General features: G+C 70.1%; 14 protein-coding genes. 5 read left to right on the top strand and 9 right to left on the bottom strand.

What is annotated here, in order from left to right:
• Window positions 1–469 precede the first annotated feature (469 nt).
• A complete protein-coding gene (locus ACQPXB_RS47945) occupies window positions 470–2056 on the bottom strand; it encodes a GMC family oxidoreductase (RefSeq protein ID WP_432848703.1) in 1587 nt (528 codons plus the stop codon).
• A 218-nt stretch (window positions 2057–2274) separates the two neighbouring features.
• On the opposite strand from ACQPXB_RS47945, the gene purS reads away from it, so the two are divergent.
• Both purS and purQ read left to right on the top strand, forming a co-directional pair.
• Window positions 2275–2514, top strand: coding sequence for a phosphoribosylformylglycinamidine synthase subunit PurS (gene purS, locus ACQPXB_RS47940; RefSeq protein ID WP_204092648.1), 240 nt, complete (start codon window positions 2275–2277; stop codon window positions 2512–2514).
• On the top strand, window positions 2511–3188 hold the full coding sequence (gene purQ / locus ACQPXB_RS47935; RefSeq protein ID WP_386944336.1) for a phosphoribosylformylglycinamidine synthase subunit PurQ: 678 nt from the start codon (window positions 2511–2513) through the stop codon (window positions 3186–3188). The genes purS and purQ overlap by 4 nt, the downstream gene beginning before the upstream one ends.
• Before the next feature lie 10 nt (window positions 3189–3198).
• Here the strand turns inward: purQ and ACQPXB_RS47930 are convergent, their stop codons facing one another.
• Window positions 3199–4380, bottom strand: a complete 1182-nt coding sequence (locus ACQPXB_RS47930; protein ID WP_432848701.1) for a TIGR02452 family protein — start codon at window positions 4378–4380, stop codon at window positions 3199–3201.
• Window positions 4381–4686: 306 nt separating this feature from the next.
• The gene (locus ACQPXB_RS47925; RefSeq protein WP_366580440.1) at window positions 4687–5292 is read right to left on the bottom strand and encodes a TetR/AcrR family transcriptional regulator; all 606 of its coding nucleotides are present in this window, start codon (window positions 5290–5292) and stop codon (window positions 4687–4689) included.
• An 83-nt stretch (window positions 5293–5375) separates the two neighbouring features.
• Here ACQPXB_RS47925 and ACQPXB_RS47920 point away from each other — a divergent pair, with 83 nt between their 5' ends.
• Window positions 5376–6671: a serine hydrolase domain-containing protein gene (locus ACQPXB_RS47920; RefSeq protein WP_432848699.1), complete on the top strand. Its 1296-nt coding sequence runs from the start codon at window positions 5376–5378 to the stop codon at window positions 6669–6671.
• A gap of 10 nt (window positions 6672–6681) precedes the next feature.
• Here ACQPXB_RS47920 and ACQPXB_RS47915 read toward each other — a convergent pair whose 3' ends face one another.
• Together ACQPXB_RS47915 and ACQPXB_RS47910 are read right to left on the bottom strand one after the other, a co-directional pair.
• Entirely contained in the window at window positions 6682–8421 is a 1740-nt protein-coding gene (locus ACQPXB_RS47915; protein WP_432848697.1) for an ABC transporter ATP-binding protein, read from the bottom strand.
• Window positions 8418–10046, bottom strand: a complete 1629-nt coding sequence (locus tag ACQPXB_RS47910; protein WP_432848695.1) for an ABC transporter ATP-binding protein — start codon at window positions 10044–10046, stop codon at window positions 8418–8420. Before ACQPXB_RS47910 ends, ACQPXB_RS47915 begins: the two co-directional genes overlap by 4 nt.
• 108 nt (window positions 10047–10154) lie before the next feature.
• Between ACQPXB_RS47910 and purL the strand changes: the two genes are divergently transcribed.
• Both purL and ACQPXB_RS47900 read left to right on the top strand, forming a co-directional pair.
• Entirely contained in the window at window positions 10155–12461 is a 2307-nt protein-coding gene (purL, locus tag ACQPXB_RS47905; protein ID WP_386944346.1) for a phosphoribosylformylglycinamidine synthase subunit PurL, read from the top strand.
• A 111-nt stretch (window positions 12462–12572) separates the two neighbouring features.
• Window positions 12573–13145 carry a TetR/AcrR family transcriptional regulator gene (locus tag ACQPXB_RS47900; protein ID WP_432848692.1) on the top strand — a complete coding sequence of 191 codons (573 nt, stop codon included), beginning with the start codon at window positions 12573–12575 and terminating at the stop codon, window positions 13143–13145.
• On the opposite strand, the gene ACQPXB_RS47895 is transcribed toward ACQPXB_RS47900, so the two are convergent.
• From ACQPXB_RS47895 to ACQPXB_RS47880, 4 genes are all read right to left on the bottom strand, one after another.
• Window positions 13126–14199 (bottom strand): pentapeptide repeat-containing protein, encoded by a 1074-nt coding sequence (locus tag ACQPXB_RS47895; RefSeq protein WP_386944350.1) that lies wholly within the window; start codon window positions 14197–14199, stop codon window positions 13126–13128. The genes ACQPXB_RS47900 and ACQPXB_RS47895 overlap by 20 nt on opposite strands.
• A 3-nt stretch (window positions 14200–14202) precedes the next feature.
• Window positions 14203–15078 carry a hypothetical protein gene (locus tag ACQPXB_RS47890; protein ID WP_366580453.1) on the bottom strand — a complete coding sequence of 292 codons (876 nt, stop codon included), beginning with the start codon at window positions 15076–15078 and terminating at the stop codon, window positions 14203–14205.
• A gap of 195 nt (window positions 15079–15273) precedes the next feature.
• Window positions 15274–16170 (bottom strand): lysozyme, encoded by an 897-nt coding sequence (locus ACQPXB_RS47885; protein ID WP_432848690.1) that lies wholly within the window; start codon window positions 16168–16170, stop codon window positions 15274–15276.
• Window positions 16171–16342: 172 nt separating this feature from the next.
• Window positions 16343–17158 carry a lysozyme gene (locus ACQPXB_RS47880; protein ID WP_366580456.1) on the bottom strand — a complete coding sequence of 272 codons (816 nt, stop codon included), beginning with the start codon at window positions 17156–17158 and terminating at the stop codon, window positions 16343–16345.
• Window positions 17159–17249: the final 91 nt, after the last annotated feature.

Genomic DNA, 17249 nt, shown 5'->3' with positions numbered 1-17249 from the left:
GCTGTGGATAGCTGCCTGGGTCTAATCCAGCTGGTCGGGGCACGGTTGGGTCGGGCCTATCTGCGGGCAACTGACGAGGTTCGACCCAACTGGGGGTCGACCGCCCCGGCCGGACCTGACTGGGGACACTTGTCTGGGGCCGACCCAATTGCGCGCAGCGGGGACGCCTGCCAAGGTCCGGCTCGGTTGGGACAACGTCCTGGGCCCGGTCTGGCTTGGGGCAAGCGCGTAGGTCGGTCTCGGCTGCGCGCAACGAGGCACCTGGCTAGGTTCGACCCCGCCGGGGACGACTGACTGGCCCGGACCCGGCTGGGGATAACTGCCTGGGTCCACCCAACTCCACGTATCTGGGGACGCCTTCCAAGGCCGGGCTCGGGTTGGGGCAACCGGCTGGGCCGGACCTGGTTGGGGACAACTCCCTAGGTCCGACCCAACTCCGCGCAACTGTGGACAACCCCCTGGGCCCGACCTAAACCGACCGGCCCCGGATCAAATCCGCCGCCTTTTCCGCCACCATGATCGTCGGGGCGTTCGTGTTGCCGCGCGGGACCACCGGCATGACCGAGGCGTCGACGACGCGCAGGCCCTCCACCCCGCGCACCTTCAGCGAAGGATCGACCACCGCGCGCTCGTCCGAGCCCATCGCACACGTGCCCACCGGGTGGTACAGCGTCTGGGTGTTCTCGCGGATGTGGTCGGTGAGGGCGTCGTCCGAGAGGTCGTGAGTCGTGGGCAGGAACGGCCTGTCCAGGAACCGCGCGAGCGGCCCCGACTTGCCGATGTCGATCAGCGACCGCAGGGCCGACTTCATGGTGTCCAGGTCGATCGGCTCCGTGTAGTACGCCGGGTCGATTTCCGGCTTCCACAAGGGATTCGCCGACTTCAGCCGCAGCCGGCCGCGGCTGGCGACGTCCACCAACGTCGCCGCCGAGGTGAAGCCGGGGACGGTAGGCTCGCGGAGACCGTTGTCGTAGAACAACGTCGGCGCGACGTGGATCTGCATGTCCGGAGCGGCGAGCCCATCACGCGTCGGGAAGAACGCGCCCGCCTCGCCGATGTTCGACGCCAGCGGCCCGCGCCGCGTCAGCTGCCAGCGGACGAGGCCGGCCGGGGTGGCCGCGTCGACGAGGTCGGTGGTGCCCTTGGTCGACCAGATGATCCCGGCCGCCGGGTGATCGTGCAGGTTCTCGCCGACGCCCGCCAGCCCGGCGACGACGTCGATGCCCAGCTCACGCAGGTGCTCCGCCGGCCCGACGCCGGACAGCATCAGCAGCTGCGGCGAGTTCACCGCGCCCCCCGAAAGCAGCACCTCGGCCGAAGCGCGCGCCGTGACCTCGACGCCCCTGTGCAGATAGGTCACGCCCACCGCGCGCGTGCCCTCGAACACCACGCGCGTGGCCTGCGCGTGGGTGTGGACAGTCAGGTTCGGCCGCGTCAACGCCGGCCGCAGGTACGCGTCGGCTGTGGACCAGCGCCGCCCGCGTTTGCAGGTGACCTGGTAGACGCCGGCGCCTTCCTGGGTCTCGCCGTTGAAGTCGTCGGTGCGCTTCAAACCCCAGGCCACGGCGCTGTCGACCCACGCGCTGGACAGCTCGTGGGTGAAGCGGCGGTCTTCGACGTGCAGCGGGCCGTCGGTGCCGTGCAGCGGTCCGCCGAGGCGCTGGTTGCTTTCGGCGCGCTTGAAGTACGGCAGCACGTCGTCCCAGCCCCAGCCGGTGGCGCCGTGGGAATCGCGCCAGCCGTCGTAGTCGGCGCGGTTGCCGCGGATGTAGATCATCGCGTTGATCGACGAACAGCCGCCGAGCATCTTGCCGCGCGGCCAGTAGGCGGACTTGCCGGTGTGTTTCTGCTCGACGGTCTCGTAGTTCCAGTCCCACCGCGTCTTGAACAGCGACGCGAACGCGGCCGGGATGTGGATCTCGTCGGCGGTGTCCTCGCCGCCGGCCTCGAGCAGCAGCACCTGAACGGCCGGGTCCTCGCTCAGCCGGGCTGCCAGCACGCAGCCCGCGCTGCCCGCGCCGACGATGACGTAGTCGAACGAGTCCTGACCGGCCACGATGCCTCCAGCTGCTCATGTTGGCGTGCTGTCAACGACTCATCATGGCCCAGCACGCGGGCCGGGGAAAGGCCCCGCGAGCAGCATCCTCTCCCCGCGTGGCGCGGGCCAGTTGTGACCTGCGCTTCTGTGCGCGGCACCGGACGGGCGCCGGGCGCCGCGGGTCAAGTACGCTCGCCTCGTACCCCACGACCTGCGTGAATAAGGAGCAGCCTGCCGTGGCCCGAGTCGTCGTCGACGTCATGCCGAAACCCGAGATCCTCGACCCGCAGGGCCAGGCGGTGGCCCGTGCGCTGCCGCGGCTGGGGTTCACCGGCGTCACGGAAGTGCGCCAGGGCAAGCACTTCGAGCTCGAGGTCGACGACACCGTCGACGACGAGACGCTCGCCAAGATCGCCGAGGGCTTCCTCGCGAACCCCGTGATCGAGCAGTGGACCATCCGCCGGGTGGACGCGTGAGCGCGCGCATCGGTGTCATCACCTTCCCCGGCACGCTCGACGACGGCGACGCCGCCCGCGCGGTCCGCTACGCCGACGCCGAGGCCGTGCCCCTGTGGCACGCCGACGCCGACCTGCGCGGCGTCGACGGCGTGGTCGTCCCCGGCGGCTTCTCGTACGGCGACTACCTGCGCGCCGGCGTGATCGCCCGCTTCGCGCCGGTGATGGACTCGGTCATCGACGCCGCCCGCAAGGGCATGCCGGTCCTCGGCATCTGCAACGGCTTCCAGATCCTCTGCGAAGCCGGCCTGCTGCCCGGCGCGATGATCCGCAACGTCGGCCTGCACTTCGTGTGCCGCGACCAGTGGCTGCGCGTCGAGAACAACGACACGGCCTGGACCAGCCGCTACGACAAGGGCGCGGAAATCCTCATCCCGGTCAAGAACAACGACGGCTGCTACATGGCCGACCAGTCCACTTTGGACATGCTGGAGGCCGAGGGCCGCGTCGCGTTCCGCTACGTGGACGGCAACCCCAACGGCTCCCGCAACGACATCGCCGGCGTCCGCAGCGAAAACGGCCGCATCGTCGGCCTCATGCCCCACCCGGAACACGCGATCGACGCGCTGACCGGTCCGTCCGACGACGGCCTCGGCATTTTCCTGAGCGCGGTCGACGCGTTCGCGAAGGCCTGATCCACCGGATTCACCGGCCGAACGTGCGGGCGAACGCGGCATAGACCGGTTCGCCCGCACGCCGGTCCAGCACGGCGAACGTGACGTGCTCGAAGTGCGGCCGGGCGTCGTCGAGGGCCTTCCGGAACGCGGCGGCCACCACGGCCGGATCGTTCTCGAACACCCCGCACCCCCACGCCCCCAGCACGAGCCTCCGGTGCCCGCGACTCGCGGCGATCTCCACGCGCTCGGCCCGCCGCTCCAACACGGCCGGCACGGAGGCCTCGTGCTCCGGCTGGTTGCGCTTGATCGCGCCCAGATTCGGTGCGGCCGCGGTCAGGAACGACACGAACGTCGCCTCGGGCAACAGGGCCCCGTGGTCGTCGCGGAACACCGGCACCCCCGGCGAGTGGATGACGCGGTCGCTGTAGCGGAGGTCGGTGTTCGCGCGGTGGTACTCGTAGAATTCCCGCGCTTCCAGCAGGCACGCGTACAACGCCGAGCTGCGGGCGATCGCCTCTTCCTGCGCCTGGGCCCCGTTGAGGAAACCGCCGCCGGGATTGCGCGCGGACGCGAACACGAGGCACGCGACATCCCCACCGAGCCGCCTTGCCGCGGCGATGCTCGATTCGTTGGTGACCTCGATGCTCGGCATCACCCGGCTCTCAGGGACGGAGACCTCGTCGGTCGGCAGGTACAGCCTCGTTCCCTTGCGGGCGAGCGCCACCTGATCGCGAATTACGACGTCGCCGTATTCACCACGCTCGACGATCCCGACCGTCTCGGTGGCGATGTTCCTCAATCTGCTACTCACACCGGCAATGGTGTCGCGCACGGGCGTTGGCGCACAACGGAAATAGCGGCCCGGGGTGTGGACAGCTCTGCAGGCTCCGGCTTCAGTGGAGTTCTTTTCGGCGCTGGTAAGTGGGATGGGCTGGGACGCTCCTAGGAGGGGCCCATCGAGAACCAATTCGACCGGATCTGCGACATAGCCACCCTGCCGCTGTGCCGTGGCGACGCTGGATTCATTGGTCGGCTCGATCTGCTTGACTGAGGCGATTTCCTCTGTGTCCCAACGCCCGCGCAGGACTCGCGCGCGTGTGTTCAGGCAGTTATCTCCACAGTTGTCCACAACTTGGCCGCGTTGTGGACAAGTCTGTGGTTGGAAGCCTCGACGGCGTTTTTCGTCGGTGCTGGTCGATAGAATGGACATGGGCACGCCCCCCAGGGAGGGCGGGGGCACCCTGCTGGTGTTCTCGTCGCCGCCAGTTCAGGCGGCCTGCGTGGTTGCCTTGGCCTCGACTCGCCGGCGTTTCGCCGTCCGATGGTTGGAATCCGACCCGCCGCGTCGTTTCCCGCGTCCAGCGGCGCACACGGCAGGCAGTGCGCTGGGCGACAAGACGCATGCCGCGACGAAACGACGCTCGATCCCGAGCCCCGAAATCCATCAACAATCCCGAACCAACCCAGGATCGGCAACAACCCCCGGAAACCACCGGAAGAGAGCCATTGCAGCCGGTCAGCTTGGCTGCGTGGCTGGGAGGTTGACCAATGCCGCCGTCGAGAAGTCGGCTGCGAGGCGGGCGGCGGAGGTCAGGTCGAGGTTGTGGTCGATGGCGTGGCGGGCGGAGGTGGTGGCGACGCCTACGAGGATGTTGGCGAGCTGGCGTTCGTCGGTGCGTGGGGGGAGGTCGCGGGCGGCGCGGTAGGCGCGGATGCGGCGGGTGACCTGTTCGTCGATGTCGGCGAGGAGGTGTTCGCGCACCGCGATGGTGTCGCTGGTGATGTCGACGCCGAAGAGGAGGCGGAAGCCGTCGGGGTCGGTGGCGGCGTAGGCGAACAAGGCCTGCGTGTCGGCGGCGACCTGGGTGCGGAGGCTGAGGCCGTCGTTGCGTTCGTACTCGGCGAACAGGCGCGCGCGGCAGGTGGCCGCCTCGCGGTCGAGCAGGCGGCGGTAGAGGGAGTCCTTGTCGCCGAAGTGGGCGTACAGCGTGGGTTTCGTCGAACCGCTGCGGTCGGCGATCGCGTTCATGGTGGTGGCGCGGAAGCCGCACTCGACGAAGACCGTCCTGGCGGCATCGAGCAGCTCGTCGTCGGTGGGGCGGGCGCGAGTGGAGCGGTTCATCCGGCGAGCATATCCGCTCGACTTTACCCGGCGGTAAAGCTGCGCTAGCTTTACCGCCAGGTCAAGCACGAAGGAGCGCCGGTATGCGTCGACGCCTGGTCACGTCAATCACCGCGGCACTGCTGCTGGCGGCGGCTCTGGTCGCCCCTGGCGCGGCGACCGCCGCGGCGCGCAAGGGCTGCGCGCTCCCCGCTGCGGGCACCGCGTTCGCGACGGCCTCGCCCGCCGAGGAGGCGATGGACCCGGCCGCCGTCGACGCCGCGGTCGCCTACGCGCAGACCCACCTGCGCGCGTCCGTCCAGATCTTCCGCGACGACTGCCGGATCGGCCGTGGCCTGCTCGACCCGGTCACCGACCAGGTGCCGATGGAGATCTTCAGCGCCACGAAGTCGGTCGTCTCGATCCTCACCGGCATCGCCTACGACCAGCACCGGATCGGGCTCGACGACCCGATCGGCAAGTACCTGCCCGCGGGCATGGGCGACGCCGCCCACCGCGCCATCACGATCCGCAACCTGCTCACCCAGACCTCCGGGCTGGACGAGTCGATCCTGGCCGAGCTGGCGTCCGTCGGCCTCGACCCCGACGTCGCCCAGGAAGCAATGGCCCAGCCGCTCACCCACGAGCCCGGCACGCACTTCGAGTACAGCCAGCGCACGCCCGACCTGCTCTCCGCGGTGCTGCAGCGCGCCGTCGGCGAGGACCTGCAGACCTTTGCGCAGCGGGAACTGTTCGACCCGCTCGGCATTCCGCGGGGCAGCTACCTCTGGTTGCGCGACCACGCCGGAAACAGCTACGGCTACGCCAGCCTGTTCATCCCGCCGGCGCAGTTCGCGAAGCTCGGGCTGCTGATGCAGCACGACGGCAGCTGGCGCGGGCAGCGCATCCTCTCCAGCGACTACATCACCCAGGCCAGGGCGAACACCCCCACCAACCCGTGTTACGGATTCCTGTTCTGGCACAACGGCGGCAGCTCCTGCACCTCAGCCAACTTCCCCCACGCGCAGACGGTCGCGGGCCCAATGGTCGGCAGCGCGCCCGACGACATGTTCGCCATGGTCGGCGCGTTGCAGCAGAACAACTTCATGATCCCGAGCCTCGGCATCACGGTCACCTGGACCGGCGTGCTCGGCGACACGGCACCGAACCTCGCCGGCCTGCTCAGTTCGTCGCCGTCCGGCTCGGACCTGTACTACAACTTCTTCCGCATCCTGCTGCGCGGCGTTCAGGACACGCCCGTGCCCGACCCCGGGCCGTTCCGCACGCCGCCGCTGGACCTCGACGTGAACCCGGTCAACTACCTGGACCCGGCTGTGCTGCTGCGTGACCTGGCGCCCAACGCCCACTGCAACCTGCTGATCTGCCGGCAGCCGAGCTGATCAGCCCACGCTACGTCGCCGCGGCCACCAGCCGCGCGTACGGGCCGTCGGCCGCCAGCAGTTCCGAGTGCGAGCCCAGCTCCGTGATCCGGCCGCCCTCGACCACGGCGACGCGGTCGGCCGCGGCGGCCGTGTGGAGGCGGTGGGCGATGGCGATCACCGTGCGGCCTTCCAGCACGGCGTTCAGCGAACGCTCCAGCTCCCGCGCGGAACCCGTGTCCAGCAACGAAGTCGCCTCGTCCAGCACCAGCGTGTGCGGATCCGCCAACACGACCCGCGCCAACGCCAGCTGCTGGGCCAACGCCGCCGGAACCGCGTACGCACCGGAGCCCAGCCGCGTGTCCAAACCCTCCGGCAGGGAGGCGAACCACTCCGCCGCACCCGCCGACGTCAAGGCGGCCAGCAGCTCGGCGTCCGTCCAGTCCCCGCCACCACGGCGAGCCGGCAGCGAGAGGTTTTCCCGCAGCGACCCCGAGAACGTGTGGTGTTCCTGCGTCAGCAGCAGCACCTCACCGCGCAGCAGATCCTCCGCCAGCGACGAAACCTCCGTGCCACCCACGCGAATCGAGCCCGACGTCGGCGCCGAGATGCCCGCGAGCAACCGGCCCAGCGTCGACTTGCCGGCCCCCGACGGCCCGACGATCGCCAAGCGCTCGCCCCGCGGCACCGACAGGTCGATCCCGTGCAGCACCTCGCGATCGGCCGTGTAGCCGAAGCGGACGTCGCGCACCTCGATGTCGCGCCCGGCCGGCACGGTGGTCACCTCGGACCGCGGCGGAGCCGGCTGCACACCCAGGATCCGGCGCGCGGCGGCCAGCGCCACCTGCAGGTCCTCCATCCAGAACAGCGCCTCGTTCAACGGCGCCGTCATGGCCTGCGCGTAGGCCAGCATCGTGGTGATCGTGCCGAGTTGCGCCCAGCCCTGCGAGTACGCGAAGAACCCGAGGCCCAGCAACGCGGCGATCGGCAGCACGTAGCTGATCTCCAGCGACGGCAGCCACCGCAGCTGCAGCGCACGCATGCGGCGTTCGCCGAGCACGGCTTCGTCCAGGGCGTCCCGGCCCAACCGGATGCGGCGGTTGGTGAGGCTCAGGGCCTCCGTGGTCCGCGCGCCCTCCACGGTCTCGTGCGTGGCCGACTGCAGGTCGCCCCAGCGGTCGAGCATCCAGGCCATCAGCTTGGGGATCCGGCGCTGGTACCAGATGTTCACGGGCACCAGCAGCGGCAGCGCCACGAGCAGCGCCAGCGCCAGCAGGGGCGACGTGACGATCATCGCCACGGTCGTCAGTAGCACCGTCACCACGGCGATCAGGATCTCCGGCGCCGCGAAACGCACGGCGTGGTCGAGGCGGCTGATGTCGCTCGTCGCGCGGCTGAGCAGGTCGCCGGTGCCGGCGGCCTCGACCGTGCCGAGCGGCAGGCTCAGCGAGTTGGCCACGAACCGCTCGCGCGTCTGCGCCAGCACGCGCTCGCCGAACATGCGGCCACGCAGGCGCGCGGTCTTCTTCGCCCAGGCCTGCAGCACCAGCGCCACCACGAAACCCACTGCCAGCAGGTCGACGCGCACCGTGCTGCCGCCGTCGACGACGCCCTGCACGAGCAGGCCGAGCAGCTGCGGCCCGGCCAGCCCGATCAGCGTCGCCAGGCAGAACAGCCCGAGCATCACCGAAAACTCACGCCGGTGCTCGGCGGCCGTGCGCGCCGCCCAGCGCCGCACGTCGCGACCCGACGCGAGGGGGAGCCGTTTCACACCGTCACCGCTTTCCCGCTCACGACCTCGTCCGCCACATGGGTCCACAGTGGACTCTGGCTGAACACCACGGTCGTCTTCCCGCGCCGCAGGTCCGCGACGCGCTGGGTGATCCTGGCCTCCGTGTGCGCGTCGACGGCCGAGGTCGGCTCGTCGAGCAGCAGCACGTCGGCGTCCGTCGCGAGCGCCCGCGCCAGGCTCAGCCGCTGCCGCTGGCCGCCCGACACCTCGCGCCCGCGTTCGCCGATCAGCTCGGCGACACCGCGGGGCAGCGCCTCGATGATGTCGTCGGCGTCGGCCGCGTACAGGGCCGCGTCCACGCTCACGTCACTCGGCAGCGCAGACGTCAGCTGCTCGCGCAGCACCCCCGAGAACCACAGGTCCTGGTTGTGCGCGTACACGATCCGAGAACGCAGCTCCGCCAGCGCGACCTGGTCCACGGGCACACCGCCGGCCAGCACGGGCTCGGTGGCGTCCGTGAACCGCGCCAGCCGGTCGGCCAGCGCCTCCGCGTCGGCCCCGAGGTCGACAACGGTGAGCTTGCCCGCCGCCAGGCGGATGCCGGTCTCGGTGTCCACCAGGTCCAGCGGCCCGGCGGGCAGCGGCACCGGTGCCGCCGGCTCGGTCAGCCGGGGCCGCAGCGACAGCAGGGCGCAGATTTTGCGTGCCGACACGAGCCCGGAGCTGACCGCGCTCACGGCCTCGGTCGCCGTGTCCACCGGCACCACGAGGAACGCCGAGACCCCGTAGAACGCCACCAGCTCGCCCACGCCGATCGTGCCGTCCAGCGCGAGCCGCGCGCCCAGCCACGTGATCGCCACGGTGACCAGGCCGGGCAACACGATCGCCGCCGCGGCCAGCCACGCCTCCGCGCGCCCGACCTCGACACCCGAGCGGCGCACCAGCTGGCTCGCGTCGTGGAACCGCTTCAGGAACCGCCGCTCGCCCCCGACCCCGCGCAGGATCCGCAGGCCGGACACGATGTCGGCGCCCAGCGCGTTCACGTCGCTGAGGTTCTCGCGCTGCACCGCCTTGCGCTTCTGCAACGGCTTCAGCAACGGCCCGATCCCGAGCACCGCCAGCGGCACCCCGACCAGCGCGACCACACCCAGCAGCGGCGACGAGCCCAACATCGCGATACCGATCACGACGAACGCGATGATCGAACCCACGGTCCGGCCGATCACCTCGTAGGTGTTGCCGATCCAGTTGATGTCCGACGACGTCACCGCCACGACGTTGCCGGTCGTCGTCGCTTCGCGCAGGGTCGCGCCCAGGCGCGTGGTGTGCGTGGTGACCAGGCGCTGTGTGGTGCCCGCGCCGTGGAGCCACATGCCGTACGACGTGAAGTGCAGCCACGTGCCGAACCCCGCCTGGAACACGCCCAGCCCGGCCGCCACCAGCGCCCAGCGCCAGATCGCGCCGGTGTCGCCCGCCGCGATCGCGTCGATGCCGCGGCCGATCACCAGCGGCAGCAGCGCGCTGGGCAGCGACCAGCAGGCGCCCGTGAACGCGGCCGTCACCACCAGCCACGGGCGCGAACGCAGCACCGCGAGCAGGTAGCGGCCGGCCGTCGGCCGGGCGGGCAGCCGAGGCGAGGCGAAGGGATATGTGGCGGAGAGCACGATTGTCGACGGTAAGCCGGTTCACAGCGTTGGCGCGACTGATTTATCCCGCAGCGAACGTGCTGGCCACCTGAGGGTGTGACCTGCCCGACACGTAGTCTTAAGGGTGTGGCGAACCCTGACACGGACACCGTGACCAGCACCGTTGACACCACCGCGCGGGCCGCGGAGACCCCCGAGACCAAGCAGCCCTACGTCGAACTCGGTCTCGCCGAGGACGAGTACGCCCGGATCCGCGAGATTCTCGGCCGCCGGCCCACCGACGCCGAGCTCGCGATGTACTCCGTCATGTGGAGCGAGCACTGCTCGTACAAGTCCTCGAAGAAGCACCTGCGCTACTTCGGCGAGACGGCCACCGACGAGATGAAGGCCAAGATGCTCGCCGGCATCGGCGAGAACGCCGGCGTGGTCGACATCGGCGACGGCTGGGCGGTCACCTTCAAGGTCGAAAGCCACAACCACCCGTCCTATGTGGAGCCTTACCAGGGCGCGGCGACGGGCGTCGGCGGCATCGTCCGCGACATCATGGCCATGGGCGCGCGTCCGCTCGCGGTGGCCGACGCGCTGCGCTTCGGCCCGGCCGACGCCCCTGACACCAAGCGCGTGCTGCCCGGTGTGGTCGCCGGCGTCGGCGGCTACGGCAACTGCCTCGGCCTGCCGAACATCGGCGGCGAGCTGGTGTTCGACCCGTCCTACAGCGGCAACCCGCTGGTCAACGCGCTGTGCGTCGGCGCCATGCGCGTCGAGGATCTGCACCTCGCGTTCGCCTCGGGCACCGGCAACAAGATCATCCTGTTCGGTGCGCGCACCGGCCTCGACGGCATCGGCGGCGTGTCTGTGCTGGCGAGCGACACGTTCTCCGGCGACGAGACCGCGGCCGGTCGCCGCAAGCTGCCGAGCGTGCAGGTCGGCGACCCGTTCACCGAGAAGGTGCTCATCGAGTGCTGCCTCGACCTGTTCAAGGAGAAGCTCGTCGTCGGTATCCAGGACCTCGGCGGCGCCGGGCTGTCCTGCGCGACGTCGGAGCTCGCGGCCGCGGGCGACGGCGGCATGCACGTCTACCTCGACCGCGTCCCTCTGCGGGCCACCGGCATGACGCCGGCCGAGGTGCTCTCGAGCGAGTCGCAGGAGCGCATGTGCGCGGTCGTGGCGCCCGAGAACGTCGAAGCGTTCATGGCCGTGTGCGCCAAGTGGGACGTGATCGCCACTGACATCGGCGAGGTCACCGACGGCGACAACCTCGTGATCACGTGGAATGACGAGGTCGTGGTCGACGTCCCGGCCCACACCGTCGCGCACCAGGGCCCGGTCTACGACCGCCCGATCCAGCGCCCGGCGAGCCAGGACACGCTGATCGCCGACACCTCGGCGAACCTCAAGCGCCCGTCGACGCCGGAAGAACTGCGGGCCGACCTGCTCAAGCTCATCTCGTCGCCCAACCAGGCGTCGAAGGAATGGGTCACGGCGCAGTACGACCGCTACGTCCGCGGCAACTCCGTGCTCGCCCAGCCGTCGGACTCCGGCATGATCCGGATCGACGAAAAGAGCGGCCGCGGCGTGTCGGTCTCCACCGACTGCAACGCGAAGTTCGTCTACCTCGACCCGTACCGCGGCGCGCAGCTCGCGCTGGCCGAGGCGTACCGCAACGTGGCCACGGGCGGCGCGACGCCGGTCGCGGTGTCCGACTGCCTGAACTTCGGCGCCCCGACCGACCCGGCCGTGATGTGGCAGTTCGAGCAGGCCGTGCACGGGCTGGCCGACGCGTGCGTCGAGCTGGGCATCCCGGTGACCGGCGGCAACGTGAGCTTCTTCAACCAGACCGGCGACACGGCGATCCTGCCGACGCCCGTGATCGCCGTGCTCGGCGTGATCGACGACGTCACCCGCCGCATCCCCACGGGCATCGGCGCGGAGGCCGGTGAGACGCTGCTGCTGCTCGGCGACACCCACGACGAGCTCGACGGCTCCGCCTGGGCCCGCGAGCTCCACGGCCACCTCGGCGGCGTGCCCCCGCGCGTCGACCTGGCTCGCGAGAAGCTCCTGGGCGAGGTCCTCGTCGCCGGCTCGCGCGACGGCATGATCTCCGCCGCCCACGACCTCGCCGACGGTGGTCTGGCGCAGGCCCTCGTCGAGACTGTCCTTATCGGACAGTGCGGCGCGCGGGTGTTCCTCGACCGCGACCAGGACCCGTTCGTGCAGCTGTTCTCCGAGTCCTCGGGCCGCGTACTCGTGGCGGTGCCGCGCACGGAGGAGCTGCGGTTCACGGAGATGTGCACCGCGCGCGGGCTGCCGTGGCGCAAGACCGGTGTCGTCGACCCGGACTCGGGCACGCTCGAGCTGCAGGGCATCACGGAGTTCTCGCTCGACGAGCTGCGCGAGACCTGGGAGAAGACGCTGCCGGCGTTGTTCGACTGACGTTCTCCATCGCAGAGGGCCGCTTCCCGGACACCGGGGAGCGGCTCTTTTGCGCTAGCCGCGTCCCGCGTGTCAGTGACTGACAGATGTGTCTCGACTAGACTCGGGCGCATGGTCGGCGAAGGGTTGCGCGAGGTCACGCGCAGGGCGGTCACCGCGGAGATCGCCGCGAAGGCGATGGACCTGTTCACCGAGCAGGGCTTCGAGGGCACGACCGTCGACCAGATCGCGGCCGCCGTGGGGGTGTCGACGCGCACCGTGTTCCGGTACTTCGCCGGTAAGGAGGACATGGTCGTCGGCAACCTGATGGAGCTCGGGCACGAGCTGGCCGCGGCTCTCGAAGCCCGGCCCGCCGACGAGGCGCCGTGGGCGGCGTTGCGCGCGGCGCTGCAGGTGTGCGTGGAGTCGCTGGAAGCCGTGGGGCTGCCTCGCGCGACGATGCTGGCCGAGACGCCCGCGTTGCGCACGGCGTTGCTGCGCAAGCACTTGCAGTGGCAGGAGGTGCTGGTGCCGGTGCTCGCCAAGCGGCTGGGGGGCGACGAGTTCACCGCGCACGCGCTGAGCTCGGCTGCACTGTCCTGTTTGGACGTCGCGGGCTACGAGTGGACGCGCGTGGCGGGCAAGAAGCCGTTGGGGGATCTGCTGGACGCGGCGATCGCGGCCGTCAGGCCGCCGGCACGGTGACCCGCGCGACTCCGTCGTCGAGTGGTTCGAGCAGCCAGCCGTCGGGGATCTGGTTGTCCTTTGTGGACGTCACCTTCGTGTTGTAGAGCGACAGGTGCTCGGGCACGCGCGCGAAGCGCAGGTCGGCGTGGCCGCCGAAGGACGCGCGGCGCAGGTCGAGTGAGTCGTCGAACGCTGCGTCGGTGAAGAGCGCGTCCTTGGCGAACACGGCGTCCTTGAACGCGGTGCGCCCGGCGAACGTCGTCTCCGTGAAGTCGGCGTTCTCGGCGAACACCGTGCCGCTGAACCACGCGTAGTCGAGGAACTTCGCGCCGCGGCAGCGGAAGTTGCCGATCAGCCGGCCGTTCCCCGTGCCGGCGGCGGTGAAGTACGCGCGGTCCGTGATCAGGCAGCCGCTGAGGTTCGTGCTGCTGTGCAACGACGCGTAGCGCAGCAGCAGGCGGCCGATCTTGCGGCGGGACAGGTCGAGGTACTCCAGCACCGCGCCGGTGAGGTCGAGGTCGTAGCTCGGCGCGTCCACATCGGACGCCCATGGCAGCAGTTCGGCGACGAGCCGCTGCGCGGTCAGGCGGACCTGCAGCTCCCGCTCGGCGTCGGGGTCGTCCGTGCGCTCGGAGGTGCCGTACCGCGCGTGCTCGAACGGCCGCCGCAGATAAGCGCACAGGACGTCGAGCACGGTCTGCGTGTAGGTCGGCCGGCTGCGGGCCAAACCCGCCAACGCGTGCAGCGCACCGACGCGGACCTGGTCGGCCTCGTGCCCGAGCAGCTCCACCGACTTGGCGAAGCGCTCGTCCGACACGCGCTCACGGTCCTGTTCGGCCCGGCGCATCTCCAGGTCGTGGCGCTGCCGCTCGATCTCCTGGCGCGCCTCCTCGACGCGGCGGCGCCGGTCGTTGAGCCACAGCGCGTAGAGCGCGACGACCGCGCCGCCGGCCAGACCGCCGGTCTTCAGGGCATCGCTGCGGCTGGTGGCGGGGTCGGCGAGCAGCCAGCCCCCGACCCCGCACAGCAGCAGCACGGACGCGACGAACGTCCAGAGCAGTGGGGACCGCACCGATCAGAAGGCGATGACGAAGAAGAACCCGATGCACCAGTTGCCGCCGACGCTGGTGGCGATCACCGAGCCGTTGGCGTCCTTTCCGGACAGGTCGCCGTCGAGGGTGGCCGTGATGGTCGCGGTGCCGTCGTAACCCTCGACCTTGAGCGCCGGGGTCCCGGCGGTGGCTTCGTCGATGCTGTCCTTGGAGAAGGCCTCGCTGCCCTGGCACGTCATCGCGGTGGCGCCGGCGCCGTCCTTGGCGTTGATCTTCGCCATGAACGCGTCGATGGCCTGCTTGCCCTCGACGGGCGAGCTGCCGCCACCGCCGGTGCCCGGGATGTCGGTCTCGTCGGTGGGCAGACCCGGCTCCGACGGTTCGCCGGTGGGCAGCTGCGGCCGCGACGACTGCGCGGGCGGCGGCACGGGGTTCTGCGTTTGCGCCGTGGACCCCGAGTCCTTGCTCAGGAAGAAGCCGGGCGCGACGAAGCCGGTGATGCCCAGCGCCACCACGACCACCACGGCCACGGCGATGCCGATCCACAGCCCGGTCTTGTTGTTCTTCGGCGGCTGGGGGCCACCGCCGTACCCGCCGCCGTAGGGCTGGTTCGGGTCCCAGCCCTGCTGCGGGTACTGCTGGGTTCCGGGGTATTGCTGCTGGTAGGGCTGGCCGTACGGCTGCTGCCCGGGATACTGCTGCTGCGTGTTCGGGTCCCAGCCCTGCTGCTGGCCGCCCTGCTGCGCGTTGGGGTCCCACCCGGGCTGCTGGCCCGGCTGCTGCTGCGCGTTCGGATCCCACCCCGGCTGCTGGGGAACCCCGCCCGTGCCGGGCTGCTGCCAGCCCTGGCCGTAGGGGTCCGGCTGGCCGCCCTGCCCTGGCTGCGGTGGGTAGGTCATCTCCGGTTCCGCCCTTCCTGGTGCACCGTTTCGCGCCGTGGTCTGACGACCGGCGAGCGCCGGCGGTTCCTCCCCACGTGAGGTGCATTCTGCAAGGTCGGGAGCGACTGCACAAAAGACGTGACGAGAACGAAGCTCCCGGCCGCCCCCACAGGTCGGGGTGGCCGGGAGCCTCAGTTGTCGGTCACACGGGGATCAGCCGTTGGCCAGCGCCTGGACCCGGTCGAAGGCACCGTTGAAGGTGTCCTGGTCGAGCGGGCTCGAGGTGTACTGCCAAACGGTGTAGTAGCCCCAGCCGCTCGGCAGAGCGCCGGCCGACGACGCGTACCGCGCGACCCAGAGCGGCACCGTGGACGAGAAGTTCTGCGACGTGCCCACGCACTGGTTCCACCAGCTCGCCGAGGTGTAGATGACGGGCCAGCGGCCGGTCTTGGCGTGGTAGGTGTCGTGGAAGTCGCGGATCCACGCGCCCATCGCGGCCTGGCTCAGGCCGTAACAGGTGGCGCCGTAGGGGTTGTACTCCATGTCGAGCGCACCCGGCAGGGTCTTGCCGTCCTTGGACCACCCGCCGCCGTGGGCGACGAAGTAGTTCGCCTGCGCCGCGCCGCTCGAGGTGTTCGGGGTGGCGAAGTGGTACGCACCACGGATGAAGCCCTGGTTGTACGAACCGTTGTACTGCTGGGCGAAATAGGGGTTGGTGTAGCTCGTGCTTTCCGTCGCCTTGGTCCAGACGAACCGCTTGCCCTGGTTCCACCAGCTCGCCCAGTCGACGTTGCCCTGGTAGCTGGCGACGTCCATGCCCGGCACGGTCGCCAGGACCTGGTTCGGGATGGCGGCCGCGGGCTGCGGCTCCTGGGCGGCGGTCTTCGACGCCGGCGTGGAGGAGTCACCCTCCACACGGCGAATCTGCGACCCCAGTTCGTGGTTGTGCTTCTGGATGTCGTCGTTGATCGCGTTGATCGCGCTCGCCGACTGGTCCGGGTTGTACGGAGCTGCCATCGCCGGAACCGCGGAGCCGAGCAGGAGCGCCACGGTGGGGATGGCCAGGACGGAAAGCAGGGTTGCTCGCCGTCCTCTTCGGGAAGTGGACATCGTTGAATCCCTTCACAGATACCCTCGCTGAGGGCGGCTATTGCAGGTAGCCGCCCGGGTGAGATTCTTGATGACGCTCTGCGGTTTGTCATCAAGTTCCGTGAATTCAGAGGGTCACGTGGGTGATTTTCATCGGGTCATGAGCATCAATTCGTGAGGTCGTAACGAATGTTCACCCGATTGCCAGATTGCGGAGGGTTGCGAGGGGACCGTTGAGCCAGTTCTGGTCTCCCGGCAGTGAACCCTTGTCCGCGAACTGCCAGATCGCCTGGCTGTGCCAGCCGGCCGGCAGCTCCCCGATCTGTGTGTTGTAGCGCGCGAGCCACAGTGGATTCGCGCCGAGCGCCGCGCTGTTGCCGGTGCAGCGTTTCCACCAGCTCGTGGACGTGTAGATCGTGGGCAGACGCCCGGTTCGTGCGCGGTAGGTGTCCGAGAAGGACTTGATCCACGCGACCATGCCGGCGGGGTCCTTGCCGTAACAGGTCTCGCCGTAGGGGTTGTACTCCGCGTCGAGCGCGCCCGGCAGCGTTTTGCCGTCCGCGGACCAGCCGCCGCCGTGGGCGAGGAAGTAATTGGCCTGCGTCGCGCCGTCGGACACGTCGGGACGTGCGAAGTGGTACGAACCACGGATGATCCCGGCTTGGTACGAACCGTTGTACTGCTGGGCGAACTGCGGGTTGACGAACCCCGTGCCCTCGGTGGCCTTCACGTAGACGAACTTCGCGCCGGTCTTCGCGGCGGCGGTCCAGTCCACCGCGCCCTGGTGCCCGCTCACGTCGTGACCGAGCACCTGGTCGCTCGCGGTGTACTGGACGTTCGGCGCGCCGGCGACGCCCTCGTACTTCTCGATCTGCGAGCCGGCGTAGTGGTCGTCGGCGCCTTCGTAACTCGGTGCGGCCGTGGCCGGGGTGCACAGCGCGAGCCCGGAAACGACCGCGGCGCCCCAAACGATGGCGCTCCAGCGCAGCAGCGGATTACGACGCTTCACCCTGGACCCCCCACCGGACGCCTGTAGTCCTTCGAGCGCACACGATGCCCGCAAGCCGCCGTTCCGGCGAATCGGTGATCACCTGATGGAG

The sequence above is a fragment of the Amycolatopsis sp. CA-161197 genome (assembly GCF_050942255.1).
Taxonomy (GTDB): domain Bacteria; phylum Actinomycetota; class Actinomycetes; order Mycobacteriales; family Pseudonocardiaceae; genus Amycolatopsis.
The sequence above is the reverse complement of the archived record's forward strand: the minus strand, read 5'-3'. Positions and strand labels throughout refer to the sequence as shown.

Bases quoted from the DNA above. Each gene is read 5' to 3' on its own strand.
- ACQPXB_RS47885 (WP_432848690.1), bottom strand. From the start codon at position 16,170: ATGTCCACTTCCCGAAGAGGACGGCGAGCAACCCTGCTTTCCGTCCTG.
- ACQPXB_RS47920 (WP_432848699.1), top strand. From the start codon at position 5,376: ATGCGTCGACGCCTGGTCACGTCAATCACCGCGGCACTGCTGCTGGCG.
- ACQPXB_RS47925 (WP_366580440.1), bottom strand. From the start codon at position 5,292: ATGAACCGCTCCACTCGCGCCCGCCCCACCGACGACGAGCTGCTCGAT.
- ACQPXB_RS47930 (WP_432848701.1), bottom strand. From the start codon at position 4,380: ATGTCCATTCTATCGACCAGCACCGACGAAAAACGCCGTCGAGGCTTC.
- ACQPXB_RS47900 (WP_432848692.1), top strand. From the start codon at position 12,573: ATGGTCGGCGAAGGGTTGCGCGAGGTCACGCGCAGGGCGGTCACCGCG.
- ACQPXB_RS47890 (WP_366580453.1), bottom strand. From the start codon at position 15,078: ATGACCTACCCACCGCAGCCAGGGCAGGGCGGCCAGCCGGACCCCTAC.